Raw genomic sequence first — 13,818 nt, 5'->3', positions numbered from 1 at the left:
ACAATTCCGCGCTTTGGCAGCACCTTGGCCCAAGAATCGCAGTGCTGCGACATTAAAATGGACGAGACTTAATGGGCAATGCCCGCAACTTGATGGTTTCCGCCGCCGCAATCGACCCAGATGACCTGCCGGACATTGTCGACGTCGTCATGGAGATGGGGCGGCCGGATGAAGACCCCTCCCCTTCCCCGCCGGTCCTCGACCCGCTGCGGGCATCGTTGCCTACGCATCTCGAAAAGCTCGCCGACCGCGCGCGTGATTATGTCGAGGCAGCCAGTTCAGCAAACACCCGTCGCGCCTACGCCGCCGACTGGAAGCATTTTTCCGCTTGGTGCCGGCGCCAATCGTTCGATCCGCTGCCGCCAGATCCACAAGTTGTCGGCCTCTACATCACCGCCCAGGCCTCGGGATCGGAGCGGGTCAAAAAGTCGGTGTCGACGATCGAGCGCCGCCTGTCGTCGCTGACTTGGAATTATACGCAACGTGGCCAACCGCTAGACCGCAAGGACCGCCATATCGCAACCGTCCTTGCTGGCATCCGCAACAAACACGCCGCCCCTCCCCGACAAAAGGAGGCCGTCCTGCGCGACGATCTCATCGCCATGCTGGAGACGCTCGACCGTGGCACGCTGCGCGGCCTGCGTGACCGCGCCATGCTACTTTTGGGATTCGCAGGCGGCTTGCGCCGCTCCGAAATCGTCGGCCTTGATCTTGGTCGCGATCAAACGGAGGACGGTCGCGGCTGGATTGAATTTTTCCCGGACAAGGGCGTGCTGGTTACGTTGCGAGGCAAGACCGGCTGGCGCGAGGTCGAAATTGGTCGCGGTTCGTCCGACGCCACCTGCCCGGTCGTCGCCCTGCAGACCTGGCTGAAGCTGGCCCGTATCGCGCATGGCCCCCTCTTCCGCCGCGTCACCGGTCAGGGCAAAGCGGTGGGGGCCGAGCGGCTGAACGATCAGGAGGTGGCGCGGCTGGTCAAACGCGCGGCCTTGGCCGCCGGCCTGCGCGGGGATCTTTCCGAGGACGAGCGCGGCCAAAAGTTTTCTGGCCATTCGCTGCGCGCTGGCCTCGCCTCCTCAGCCGAGGTCGACGAGCGTTATGTGCAAAAGCAGCTTGGTCACGCCTCGGCGGAGATGACTCGCAAGTACCAACGCCGGCGTGACCGTTTTCGGGTCAATCTGACCAAGGCGTCCGGTCTCTGAAAAACTCCCTATCAGGCCGCTGCGCGACGGTAGCTAGTTTTCGTCTGGTCAGCGAAATCGACCCACCATTCGTCCTGACACTTGGCATTTATCGTGGTGGCTGATGAGCGCTGCCCCCTCAGCTATGAGCTGACACGTTTCGCTTAGCTTCTTCAAGGGAACGAAAGATGACATGGCTGATTTGCAACATCCGGTCAGTATGTGGTCGCGTTTCATCTGCAGATATTCGTCAAAAGCTCAATCTCGTGATCACTTGCCAGGCTGTGGCAGCGGTGCGGGTTGTACAGGTACCCCGTTAAGAACTGCATGACCCCTAGGGAAGCAAGGGTTTGTCCGCAGACAAAATCAGCGAATTGTATAGCGTATTCAGTTGCATGAGGAGTGATGCGATCTCGTCCCTAGACCGTTAAGCTTTTGTTAACTTTAAATTTCTTGCCCGGGCGAACGAATCGGACATAATGACGGTTGGTTGGCGCCTTTACGTCAAAAATCGTTTTTAGAGAGTCTTGATCGAATGAACGTGAGTTCGCCCGTTCCTACGAAAATCCCGCTGCTGTTCGAGAAAAGCATCCTCGATCAGGGCGACCAGATATCGAAGAAGTTGCACCTGCTTTCGATGCAGCGCTTCCCTCCCCACGCAAAGAAGAATCTTCGTTCGTTTTCGCTGGCGGAGGTTGCCGCCTACCTGGGGGTTTCTCAGAGCCATCTGAAGAAACTGCATCTGGAAGGAAAGGGACCGGTGCCTGAAACCTCGACGTCGGGCAGGCGCTCGTACAGTGCTGAGCAGATGCTTGAGCTGCGCCAGTATCTCGACCAGTACGGCCGATCTGACGCCCGCATGTATGTTCCCCATCGGCGACCGAGCGAGAAGCTTCAGATTTTAGCTGTGGTAAATTTCAAGGGCGGCAGCGGGAAGACCACTACCGCAGCCCACCTCGCCCAGTATCTTGCGCTTACCGGCCACCGTGTCCTAGCTGTTGACCTCGATCCGCAGGCGTCGCTTTCTTCGTTGCATGGGTTCCAACCTGAACTCGATCAGACGAAATCGCTTTACGACGCGATTCGTTATGACAATGAGAAGGTGCCTCTCTCGGAAATCATCAAGCCGACGAATTTCCCAGGCTTGGATATCGTCCCTGCTAACCTAGAGCTGCAGGAATTCGAATACGACACGCCTCTAGCAATGACGGACAAGTCTTCGAATGTGGGCAGGGCGTTTTTCACGCGCATCTCGACGGCATTGATGGAGGTCGACGATCGCTACGATGTCATAGTTATCGATTGTCCGCCGCAGCTTGGCTATCTGACGATCACCGCACTGACCGCTGCGACCTCAGTGTTGATCACGATCCATCCACAGATGCTCGATGTGATGAGCATGGGCCAGTTTCTACTGATGCTCGGGAACATCCTGGAGCCGATCAGGGCGGCTGGTGCGGAGGTGAATCTGGAGTGGTATCGCTATCTTGTTACCCGATTCGAACCCACGGATCAGCCGCAAGCGCAGATGGTGGCATTCCTGCATACGCTGTTCGGCGAATTCATCCTCAAGAACCAGATGCTGAAATCAACGGCGATTTCCGATGCGGGGATTACCAAGCAGACCCTCTACGAAGTCGAAAAGAATGCGATGACCCGGTCCACATACGAGCGGGCAATGGAAGCCTTGGACGTCGTTAATGGCGAAATCGTAGCTTTGATTCATGAAGCATGGGGGCGTTGACTTGTCTGCTGACAAAAGTACGCCTTTTCCAAATGTATTCAACGGCCTACGATGCCGGGAGGTAGAATATGGCACGTAAGAATCTTCTTTCAGGCCTCGTAGAAGCGGAAGCCGGCGAGCGGGAGTCATCTGCCGCAGCTTCGGCATATCCGATCCGTGGAGCGTCAAAATCCATGATCCGCTCGGTCAACGAGTTGGCAAAGCAAGCGGATGCGTATCTTGAGGGCGAGCATGTCGTGGAACTCGACCCCAGCGCAGTCGACGGCTCGTTCGTTTCCGACCGCATGGGCGACGACCAGGAGCAGTACCAAGAGCTGCTGGAAGCGATTCGGGAAAGGGGGCAGGATTCTCCCATACTTGTCCGTCCGCATCCGGGCTCCGACGGCCGCTACATGATTGTCTTCGGCCATCGCAGAGTCCGGGTCGCTCGTGAGCTTGGACGGAAGGTGAGGGCGGTCGTCAAGGAGATCGACGACAGGACCCATGTGATTGCCCAGGGTCAGGAGAATTCCGCTCGTGCAAATCTTAGCTTCATCGAGAAGGCGATGTTCGCAAAGCGTCTTGAGGATTTGGGGTACGACAGAGATGTGATCTCGTCAGCATTGGCCTCGAACGCCGCTGCGGTATCAAAGATGGTATCAGTCGTCACAAGACTTCCGGCGTCTGTGATCGGCAAGATAGGATCCGCTCCGTCTGTGGGCCGCGAGCGGTGGGTTGAGCTGTCTCTGCTCGCCGGCAAGAAATTCGATATGGTTAATGCAATCTTGTCCGAACCAGAATTCGGTGAGTTGGAAAGCAACGAACGCTTCGAAAGGCTGCTAGGAGCCCTGAATGCGAAGGGGAAGCCGGTTCGCAAGCTAGCTGTGAAGTCCCAAGCACAATCCTGGGTCCCGGAGGACAAATCAGTTAGCGTTAGCGTCAAAAAGGCAGGCAAGGCCATCACGATCGCCGTGAAGGAGATGGACGGCAGCCGCTTTGGTACGTGGATTTCCGATAATCTGGGCAACCTCTATGAGGCGTTCAGAAAGTCGGAGAAGACATCAACAGGAGACTGAACCGCAAAAGAAAAAGGCCCCCGAACGTCACCGTCGCGGAAGCCCTTCTCGTCTGTCGCAAGCTGAGAATCGCATTTCCCCGAATCACTGTCAAGAGTCATTGGCGTCGTTTTGGCGAGCAGATTTCTTTTGCCTAATTGAGGGTGAAAGAAAATGGAGACGGGTATTGCAACGACGCCCTTTGGGCGGCGGCCGATGTCGCTTGCCATGCTGGCAGCGCAAAACGATTCACGTGAAATCCCCAAGGGCAGGGTCGTCGACAAGTGGCAGATTTACCGCAACCTCTGCGAGGGTAAGAGCATCGTTGGCATCGGCGATCGCGCTTTGGCCGTGCTGAATGCGTTGCTGTCATTCTATCCTGACAGCGAATTGAGTGAGGAAAACGACCTCATCGTCTTTCCCTCGAACGCACAGCTGTCGCTCAGGGCGCACGGAATGCCCGAGCCCACAGTCAGGCGGCATCTGGCGGCTCTTGTGGGCTGCGGGCTGATCATCCGTCGGGATAGCCCGAACGGCAAGCGCTACGCCCGCAAGGGCAGAGGAGGGGAGATCGAGGAAGCATTCGGCTTCTCCCTGGCGCCGCTGCTGGCCCGTGCTTACGAGTTCGAGGCGGCGGCCGAGCGTGTTCGTGCCGACAACCGGGCGCTCAGGCTAATGCGCGAGCGGATCACCTTGTACCGCCGTGACATCCACAAGCTGATAGAGGCGGCCCTTGACGAAGATGTCCCAGGCGACTGGGGAGGCCTGTGGAAGCGGTTCCGCCGCGTTGTGGAGGCAATTCCGCGCCGAGCTTGCATTGCCGAGCTAGAGCCTATCGTTGCCGACCTGGCCGCCTTGCGTGATGATGTGGATAAGCTGCTGGAAATCCATATGAAATCCACGAATCCGAGCGGCAATGACTCTCAAAACGAGCGGCAGCAATCTGATTCAAATACAGACTCTATTTTTGAATTTGAACCTGCTTTAGAAGAAAGCGGGGCGGCGGCCGAGTCCAGGACGAGAACCGCAGAGGCGCCGAAAACATACCCGCTGGGGATGGTGCTGAAGGCCTGCCCCGAAATTGCGGATTATGCCGTCGACGGGATCGGCAATTGGCGCGATCTCATGATTACCGCCGCCCAAGTGAGGGGATATCTGGGCGTTTCGCCGTCAGCGTATGAGGAGGCTTGCCATGTGATGGGCCAAGAAATCGCGGCGATCGTGATTGCCTGTATTCTGCAAAGGGCGCAGCACATCAACTCGGCCGGCGGCTATTTGCGGGTATTGACCGAAAAGGCGACGGCAGGGCAGTTCTCCGTCGGGCCGATGCTGATGGCGGCGCTCAAGGCGAACGGCGCGACGGCGAGGATGACGGGATGACGATCGCCAATCCCTGTCGCTTTGCACCTGGCTCAAAGCATTTCAGCGATCGCATCAGGCACGCAAGCTTCAGTGCACCAAGACAACAAATCGGGTGGCCTACAGCATGTCGTTGAAGCGTAGCCCTTGCTCACCCATATGCTCAGTGCGCCGGATGTCTCCTCCCATTCGTCTGGCGCGTTCCCCTCTGGAGGTTTTGACCTTCATACCTGGCCGGGCCTTTGGTCCGGCCTTTTTCTTGCGCGCGAGAAACAGGTAAACTGGGGCGACGACGTCCGGCCACTGGTAGTTCACCGCGCAGAACCTGAAGACATGCATCCATAGCCAGTTTTCGCTTCTCCGTCTGATGAGGGAAACTCCGCAGCAGGATCATCGCTGCGTCGTTCACATCGAATACAATGCGCTCACGGTCATGACGGCCAACTTGCACCACCACGGGCCGGACGAACCTGCTCGACATACAATTCACTCTCAATCCCGACCTCGATAAAGTCTTCGCGTATCATGACGTTGGGTCAATTTATACATTTCTGGCTAGGGCCAGAACAGAACTGGCAATTGCCCAATCTCAAGACAAGTTCCGGACGGTCTCGTTGCCCAAGCAAGCACCGCGGGATTCTGTCGCGGCTGGAAGGTAAGGCGCTTGGTCCCAGGCTCGGGCTTTCCCGAAGCCCGAGCCTTCCTTCCTGGGTGCCAGCCTTGAAGCGGCTGCAATGGCGACCTGGTAGGGCGCGCTGGTGCAGGAGAGGAAGAGGGCGGGCGGGTTGCGGTGGCGGGTAAAGGTCCGGGAGAGAGTCTCCCGGCGCCCGCTAAGGAGCAACACCCATGACCCAGATGGAAATTCTTGCGCCCAAGCGCAACGAGCGTGCCGGTTACAAGGTCGACGTCAGCCGCGGCCAGCGTATTGGCCGCGTGTCGTCAGAATGGTTCAACCGGCCGGCGGATGAGCGATACCTGTCGCTCAACGACCTTGGAAATGCGGTGAAGAGCCGGTCGGTGCGCAGCAAGACCCGCATCGTCGAAAGTGAGCTGATCCGCGTCGAGGCCAGCCGCGACGATCCGGAGCGCCTGAGGCTGATGCTGCCCGATGCGCCTGCCCCTGTTTCCCCCACGCATTGGAGTTTTGGCCAACTCGCCAGCCTGGTCGGCGCGCCGGCCGCCTATCTGCGCCAGCTTCCGGCACCGCTGGCGGCGATCAACCTCCAGCACGGTCTTCTCAACCATCGTGCCGAGCAGGTGAAGACGCTGGAAATCGAGAACGGACGCCTAGAGCTGCGAGCGGTAACAGGCCCTGATTACGGCAGAATATTTGACTCAGAACTGGTGGACGCCGTGCAAAAGATCGCCGGCAACGGCACCGGCGACACGCGCTGGAAAGTGCCCGGCGTGCTCGACTGGTCAACGGGAATCTACAATCCACACGTCGACATCTCCAACGATACGACTACGCTCTATGCGTCCGACCGCGATATCTTCGTGTTCCTCGTCGACGACCTGAACCCGATCGAGGCCGGGCGGCTGCCGAACGGTGAACCGGACCTTTATTTTCGCGGCTTCTACTGCTGGAATTCCGAAGTCGGGGCCCGCACGCTCGGCATCGCCAGCTTCTATCTGCGCGCAGTGTGTCAGAATCGAAATCTGTGGGGCGTGGAAGATTTCGAGGAAATCACCATCCGCCATTCGAAATACGCGGCCTCCCGTTTCGCCCTGGAAGCCGAGCCGGCCCTGATCCAGTTTGCCGATTCCTCGCCCATGCCGTTCGTCAACGGCATCAAGACGGCGCGGCAACGGATCGTTGCCAGAGACGACGAAGATCGCCAGGGCTTCCTGCGCAAGCGAGGCTTCTCCAAGTCCGAGACCACGAAGATCATCGATACTGTTCTCATGGAGGAAGGCAGACCGCCAGAATCTATTTTCGATTTCGTGCAGGGCATCACGCGGGTCGCGCGCGACAAGCCGCATCAGGATGTCCGCCTGGAAATGGAGGGCAAGGCCAAGAAGCTTCTCGATTTTGCCAACTGATTCCGCGAGGCCGGCGGCGAAAACTCTCGCCGCCGGCCTCGCCTCCGGGCCGTCCCATCAATTCCAGCGCGGTCCTCCTAAGCAAGAGACGGCGCTTTTTCGTGGATAGAACCCGGCGACGCCAACATGCTGAAGGCCGCCGCGCGGCTCGGTCGCGTCGAGATCCGCGAGCCGGGGCCGGGTCGGCGTGAGGCCTGGAGGCAGAGGGGGGAGGGGAGGGTTCTGACGGGCTTGGAGGTTCGGGGAGAGGCCCCGGGCCGCCCGTCATGGAGAACCTGACCATGGCAAAGGCCATTCAGAAGATCGCAATGAACGCCGCGGAGAACATCCCCTACGACAGACTGATGCTATCGCAGAAGAATGTCAGGCGCATCAAGGACGGCGTTTCCGTCGAGCAGCTTGCCGAAGACATCGGCCGGCGCAAGCTGATCCAGAGCCTGAACGTCCGTCCCGTGCTCGACGGCGATGGCGAGGAAACCGGCACATTCGAAGTGCCCGCCGGTGGCCGTCGTTTTCTTGCGTTGGGCATTCTCATCAAGCAGAAGCGCCTGGCGAGAAACGAACCGATTCCCTGCATCGTCAACCGGGTGCAGGAGACCTCGGCAGAGGAAGACTCGCTCGCCGAGAATCTGCGCCGCGCCGATCTGCATCCGCTGGATCAGTTCCGTGCGTTCAAAACCCTGGGTGACCAGGGCCTCGATCCGGAGGAGATCGGTGCCCGCTTCTTCGTGTCGCCCGCGACGGTCAAGCAGCGCCTGCGGCTTGCCTCTGTGTCGCCAAAACTGCTCGATCTCTACGAGAAGGACGAAATCCGGCTCGAGCAAATCATGGCGTTTTCAATCTCCGACGATCACCCGCGCCAGGAACAGGTCTGGGAGCGGATATCCGGCTCGCACACGCAGGAGCCCTACTACATCAGGCGTCTGCTGACGGAGACCACGGTCCGGGCCGATGATCGCCGGGCCGTCTATGTCGGCGCCGAAGCCTATGAGGCCGCTGGCGGCGTCATTCTGCGCGACCTGTTCGAGCAGGATTCCGGCGGCTGGTTCCAGGATGCAGCACTTCTCGAGCAACTGGTCTTCGACAAGCTGAAGGTGGATGCCGAGGCGATCCGCGCTGAAGGCTGGAAATGGGTCGAGGCGGCGATCAGTTTCCCCTATGGCCACACCTCCGGCATGCGCCGCATTTATGCCGAGGCACAGGAGCTGAGCGCTGAGGAGATCGAACGGCACGACGCGCTGAAGGCCGAGTACGACAAACTCGATGCAGACTATGCCGCGGCCGAGGATGCCGACGAGGCAATCGAGGCGAAGCTCGACCAGCTGGGCGCCGAACTCGACGCGGTCGACGATCGTCCTCAAAGCTACGACCCAGCCCAGAAGACCATTGCCGGTGTGTTCGTGACGCTTGCCGCGAACGGCAAGCTCCAGGTCGAGGCCGGTTTCGTGCGGTCCGAGGATGAGCCGCGGACCGAGACCAGCGATGGCGACGAGCGCGAGGAATGGGACGCCGAGGGCGAAACCCGATCCAATGGTGACGACGATGGCGATGGTGTTTACGTCAACGGCAAGCCGGTGGGTGACAGCTCTGGCGACGACGGCGAGGACGACGGCATCAAGCCGCTGCCCGATCGGCTCGTCTTCGACCTGACCGCGCAGCGGACGCTGGCGCTGCGCAATGCGCTCGCCGGCGACGTCGACATCGCGTTTGTCGCCGCACTCCATGCCTTCGCCCTGCAGGTCTTCTATCGCTTCGCGCCGGACACGTGCCTGGAGATCAGCCTGAAGAGCGGCAGCTTCAGCCAGGTCGACGGTCTTGCCGAGACATCCTGGGCCAAGGAGATCGCCGAGCGGCACGAAGCCTGGGACCGCGATCTGCCCGATGAGGCGGAAGGCCTGTGGGACTTTCTTCTCGGCCTCGACGAAGCAAGCCGCAAGGCGCTGTTCGCGCACTGCGTTTCGCTAACGCTCAATGCGGTGATTGAACCCTGGAATAGGCGAGCGAAGGCGCTCGAGCATGCCGACGTGCTGGCCAACTCGCTCCAGTTCGACATGGTCGACGCAGGCTGGACGCCCACGGTCGAGTTCCTCGGGCGCCTCACCAAGGCGCGGATCCTGCAGGCTGTCCGTGAAGCCCGCAGCGCAGAGTCCGCGCAGCTGATCGACCACATGAAGAAGGACATCATGGCCCGTGAGGCCGCCCGCCTCCTCGAGGGATCGAACTGGCTGCCCGAGCCGCTGCGCCTCAAGGTCGACGACGCTGCTGCCGATGTTGGCGGCGCCATCGCCGGCGACATGTCGGACGAGGCGGCTCTCGACGGCGATGCGGCCGAGCTGCCGGCCTTCCTCGCCGATGATGCGGATCCGTCCGCCGATGAGCCGGTGACCCTCGACGGCGACGGGACAGACCACCTCCAGGCCGCCGAATAGTCGGCCTCCCGCTCGCACCAGGCCCGGCACCTTCGCCGGGCCTGTTTCATTTCATGGAGATCGACATGTTAGACTGGAACCGAAGCTGCTCCTACGACGAGCAGCAGAAGAGACGTTTTCACACGACAGCCCGTTCACGGCTGAAGAAGCTCGCGGCCGAGCTTGCGCTGCCGCCGGGCAACTTTGACCTGCGCTCAAACAAGGCGGGCATAGCCATTTCCGGCGAAGTCACCCTGCACCATGACCGGGCGTATATCCAGGTCAGCCAGTTCGGGCTTTCCTCGGGCCACGGCATCCTGATCCGCACCTGCAAGGGCCTCAAGGACTATACCGGCGGAGCCAATCACTTCGTCGCACTCTGCATGCTGGACGACATTCCGGCGCTCGCCGCCGCCGTCCGTGCCATCACTGGGGTTGGTCGAGACGCTTCGCGTTCCTCCGAGCGACGCGCCGCCTGAACCCTGCAAACCCCATCATCGCCGGTGCACGCGCCGGCCGCAGCTCGACCCGTCGCCAGCCACAACACACCAAGCAGTTGCCATGGCGCGGCGATGCCGCGCGTGGCCGAGCTGCGTTCAGGAGAACACCATGACCGCACATCCACCCTTCAGGAAGGTGCTCGACGGCGTTGCCACGCGCGAGCAGATGTTCCAACTGTTCAACCAACACAAAGACAACCCCGACCTCGATCCGTTTTCCGGCACGCCGTATTCAGGTGAGTGGTTCCAGATCGACGCCGCCTCGTACCATTTCATGCTCGGACTGCTGCCGCCTCTGTTCCAGAGGACCGGCCTGTTCGGCATGTCGGAATTCAAGGCCGGCAACGTCACCAGTGTATTTTTCGCGATCCGAATCCGGGGCCGCGAGCGCTGGTTTCACGGCTTCTGCGATCTCACGGATCGGCAGTCGCCAGACAAGATGCGCGCCGCTATCATCGCCCACGAGACCGGCGCGAGCGACAGCATGACCCGCGCGGAAAAGCTCGAGGCGATCTGGAACATGACCCCTGTCGAGCTCAGGGGGACCGCCCGCAGCGCAGATCCCGAGACCGGGTGGGCCGAACATCGCGGCAAACGCACGATTCTCGTTAACGCCGGAAGGCATGATGCTGCCTTCAGGCTGCTCGATGATCTATCGGATCTCGCGATCGACGAGTGCCTGTCCAAAGTCCGATTGCGTCGGAGCTGACGAAGGAAGACGACGATGGGCATCTATAAGAACCGCCCTTCGGCGGCGAAGCGTCTCCATCACGGTGACCGACTTTCGCTCAATGGATGCACCCGCGTACGGCCCATGCGAGACCGTATGGCCAACTGCCCCGAGGATATAAGCATCCGGCCCTCAGAAAAACTTCGGGTCAGTGCCTGCCACCCGGGAGGTACCCGGCATTGCGTAAAGCGCCGATGAACAGGCTGGCCGGGCCGGCGATACTCGTCTTGGCCTGCGTTGTGAGCGGCAGCGTGTTCCAGTCCTCCAACGGAGCGATAAAGCTGGAGAAAGTGCCATTGACCATGCAATGGCTCGTCAACAAGCCTTGCTTATCCAGCACCAGAACGCCTGTCTGATTGCTTGGATACCGGATGGCGGCGACGCGCTGAAGTTCCATGTCGCCATCGATGCGCAAATTGAAAAGCAGTACGCCGTGGCTTCTGTGGGCGATTTCTGCGACTTTTTCCGTGAAAGGAACAGAAAGCGCCCGAACGCTGTCGACCGCCATCCCGAAAACAAGCGCGTCCAGCTCATCCGCCGCCATGAGAAGATTAGTTCCCAAGAAAATTTGGATTGCAATCGCTCCCAGCCGGATTGTGCACAGTCATCGCACGCCGCCGGCTAGACGCCTGAGCATGGCGTGTATGGATGCAGCTCTGAAGATCACTCCATCACCTCTCAGCAAGCATGCTGCCCCAGTTCATTGAGCCGGTACCCCAAGCCCTCATGACACACCGCTTGCTCGTTGCGGGGCTTCTCCGATAAAGCACGGCGAGAGCGATAAGATGCTTTCGCGTCGGATACTCGCTAACGAACAGCGACTTGGCTTGCAAGTCATGCTCACATCAAGGAACAGACTATGACGCGCCAGATCCGGCCATTCATCGTGGAAGTGAAACAGAGGCGCGGCACCCAAAAGCCAAGCCATTCGATCTGGGGCGATCTTGACCTGTCCAAGATTGCCACGGAGATGACGCAGCCGGCTTATGCTGCTCAGCTCCCAAATTCCCAGGTGATTGACTTCAGTATAAGACCCCTTGATGCTGAAGAAGGGGACAAACCACAAGCGGAGTATATCATGGCCGATTTTCAGGACGCTCAAACTGTTCAGACGACGGTGGCGCCAACCAAAGTGGAAGTGCCTGAATCCAAGAAGAAAGTTCCGCGAACAAAGAAAGCGAAGGCAGAGCTCACCAAGCCGGCACGCAAGAACGGGGCGAGACCAGTGCCCCAGGCCGCGGAAGCTCCCGTGGCAGCGAAGACCGCCCGCAAGACATATTCCGAGAAGGAGCGCGCCCAGAAGCTTGCCCAGATCGAGAAATCGATCGCTGGCGGCGCGACCAGCAAGATTGCGGTCGGCCAGGCCGGCATATCCGAGCAGACCTATTATTATTGGAAGAGGGCTGCCGCACCGTCTTCAGACAGCGGCGACCTTCGCGATCTTGTCGCGCTCGAAGAAGAAAACAAGCGCCTCAAGAGCCTGCTTGCCGACCGTCTGCGCAAGGAAAATGCCGAGCTCAAGAAGAAGCTGGGCCTCGCCTAAGGCATCGTGAGCATCGCTGGAAATTCGGCACGACACTCAAGGCGGAAGCGGCGGCATATCGCCATCGCCGACCCGCCATACCCAAGAGCCGATGTCCGGTCGCGCGCCGATCATCTCGCCGAGCGACGCTTCGAACGTCTCGTCCGCCCCGGCCGGAACGACGAAGAGCGCGATTGGCTCGTTCCTGTTCTGAAGCAAGGCGTTGGCGATCGGCTGGTCGGGTTGCAGGTCGTAACGCAATCCTTTCACGCTGTTCTCGCGAAGACGGGCAAGCGCATCGACGAGCCTCTTCTCCGGGACCGTCTCATAAGGAACCCAGTTCTCGGACACGACCATCAACGCGATCTCCTCGACAATGGCAAGGCCGGCCGGGTTCAGCCCGAAGGTCGCGATCGCCACGAGATGTGAAGTCGAATCCGCTTCCCACAGCGACAATTCTCTCTCGAAGCGTGCCTGCAAACGCCGATACAATGCGTCGTCAATGATGAAGGGAAAACCGGGCAAATGCCTGATGACGAGTTTCTGACCAGATCGAGCAGGCACGATCTCCTTCACTTCACCGACCAGGACCAGCAACTTTCGTGGACCGGATTTCGGCGGAAGTGCTGTAGCAAGAACCGCATTGCGACGCTGCTCGATCGCTTGCCTGTTCTCGGCCCGAAAAGGCTCGGGGACGAACAGGATGTCAGCGAGCGGTCCGCCCCTCACCGTCATTTGCCCGGCCGCCTCGAGAAGGTGCCAGCGGACATTCCACCAATGTCGCTTGCCGGCCCATCTGGATGTCCAGACCGTCAATTCAGCCTCGTGCCAGAGATAGTGAAGGAGACCACGCAGTGACATCCGGCTTGGATCTCCGGTTACACTGGTGGAGTTTTGGCCAGCAGGCACGGACGCTGCCCGGTTCCCCGTCTTCGACAGGCTGAAATCGAGTTTCAAAGCCGCCATGCCGCTTTGCGGATCGACCTGGATCGCGCTGCCCATCAAGGCGCCCAGCCCGGACAATTCGTAGGGCGATTCATATGAATCGCAGGACGGATCATGCCCGCCGCCGCTGAGCGGCATGCGCTTGATCAGGTAGAGGTCGCCGATGCGGGCGACATACATCGGGCAGCCCGGCTCGCGGCACAGGCATAGCGGACGCTCGGTGCGGGCATAGGCGTTCGCCAGCACCGCCTGCAGGTCAGGCGCTCCCTCGTCGTAGACCTCACTGCCGATTCTGAACCGTCGCATTCCCTCCGCAGCTCCAGGTCGCCGCCGCATCCCCTGTCCGCGCATT

At 60.1% G+C, this 13,818-nt stretch carries 11 protein-coding genes; 9 read left to right on the top strand and 2 right to left on the bottom strand.

Annotated elements, in window-relative coordinates; genetic code table 11:
• The first annotated feature begins 71 nt into the window (after positions 1 to 71).
• The 8 genes from GA829_RS33850 to GA829_RS33810 all read left to right on the top strand — a co-directional run bounded on the left by GA829_RS33850 (position 72) and on the right by GA829_RS33810 (position 10,978).
• Positions 72 to 1,202, top strand: coding sequence for a site-specific integrase (locus GA829_RS33850; RefSeq protein ID WP_195180154.1), 1,131 nt, complete (start codon positions 72 to 74; stop codon positions 1,200 to 1,202).
• A 514-nt stretch (positions 1,203 to 1,716) separates the two neighbouring features.
• Positions 1,717 to 2,925 (top strand): plasmid partitioning protein RepA, encoded by a 1,209-nt coding sequence (gene repA / locus GA829_RS33845; RefSeq protein ID WP_195180153.1) that lies wholly within the window; start codon positions 1,717 to 1,719, stop codon positions 2,923 to 2,925.
• Between the two features lie 68 nt (positions 2,926 to 2,993).
• Complete coding sequence (gene repB / locus GA829_RS33840; protein ID WP_195180152.1) at positions 2,994 to 3,980, top strand: plasmid partitioning protein RepB; 987 nt, start codon at positions 2,994 to 2,996, stop codon at positions 3,978 to 3,980.
• Positions 3,981 to 4,133: 153 nt separating this feature from the next.
• Positions 4,134 to 5,339 carry a plasmid replication protein RepC gene (repC, locus tag GA829_RS33835; protein WP_195180151.1) on the top strand — a complete coding sequence of 402 codons (1,206 nt, stop codon included), beginning with the start codon at positions 4,134 to 4,136 and terminating at the stop codon, positions 5,337 to 5,339.
• 825 nt (positions 5,340 to 6,164) lie between these two features.
• Positions 6,165 to 7,361, top strand: coding sequence for a DUF932 domain-containing protein (locus GA829_RS33825; RefSeq protein ID WP_195180149.1), 1,197 nt, complete (start codon positions 6,165 to 6,167; stop codon positions 7,359 to 7,361).
• Between the two features lie 281 nt (positions 7,362 to 7,642).
• Positions 7,643 to 9,790: a ParB/RepB/Spo0J family partition protein gene (locus tag GA829_RS33820; RefSeq protein ID WP_195180148.1), complete on the top strand. Its 2,148-nt coding sequence runs from the start codon at positions 7,643 to 7,645 to the stop codon at positions 9,788 to 9,790.
• Between the two features lie 53 nt (positions 9,791 to 9,843).
• The gene (locus GA829_RS33815) at positions 9,844 to 10,248 is read left to right on the top strand and encodes a hypothetical protein (protein ID WP_258052420.1); all 405 of its coding nucleotides are present in this window, start codon (positions 9,844 to 9,846) and stop codon (positions 10,246 to 10,248) included.
• A gap of 130 nt (positions 10,249 to 10,378) precedes the next feature.
• On the top strand, positions 10,379 to 10,978 hold the full coding sequence (locus GA829_RS33810) for a DUF1419 domain-containing protein (RefSeq protein WP_195180147.1): 600 nt from the start codon (positions 10,379 to 10,381) through the stop codon (positions 10,976 to 10,978).
• 169 nt (positions 10,979 to 11,147) lie between these two features.
• On the opposite strand, the gene GA829_RS33805 is transcribed toward GA829_RS33810, so the two are convergent.
• Positions 11,148 to 11,543, bottom strand: a complete 396-nt coding sequence (locus GA829_RS33805; protein ID WP_195180146.1) for a hypothetical protein — start codon at positions 11,541 to 11,543, stop codon at positions 11,148 to 11,150.
• Between the two features lie 315 nt (positions 11,544 to 11,858).
• Between GA829_RS33805 and GA829_RS33800 the strand changes: the two genes are divergently transcribed.
• Positions 11,859 to 12,542, top strand: a complete 684-nt coding sequence (locus GA829_RS33800) for a transposase (RefSeq protein WP_258052419.1) — start codon at positions 11,859 to 11,861, stop codon at positions 12,540 to 12,542.
• Between the two features lie 36 nt (positions 12,543 to 12,578).
• Here the strand turns inward: GA829_RS33800 and GA829_RS33795 are convergent, their stop codons facing one another.
• On the bottom strand, positions 12,579 to 13,772 hold the full coding sequence (locus tag GA829_RS33795) for a DUF1173 domain-containing protein (protein ID WP_195180145.1): 1,194 nt from the start codon (positions 13,770 to 13,772) through the stop codon (positions 12,579 to 12,581).
• Positions 13,773 to 13,818 lie beyond the last annotated feature (46 nt).

Origin of the sequence: Mesorhizobium sp. INR15 (assembly GCF_015500075.1) — a bacterium.
In the GTDB taxonomy this organism is placed as follows: domain Bacteria; phylum Pseudomonadota; class Alphaproteobacteria; order Rhizobiales; family Rhizobiaceae; genus Mesorhizobium.
Note: the sequence above shows the minus strand (reverse complement) of the source record. Positions and strands in the feature narration are given on the sequence as shown.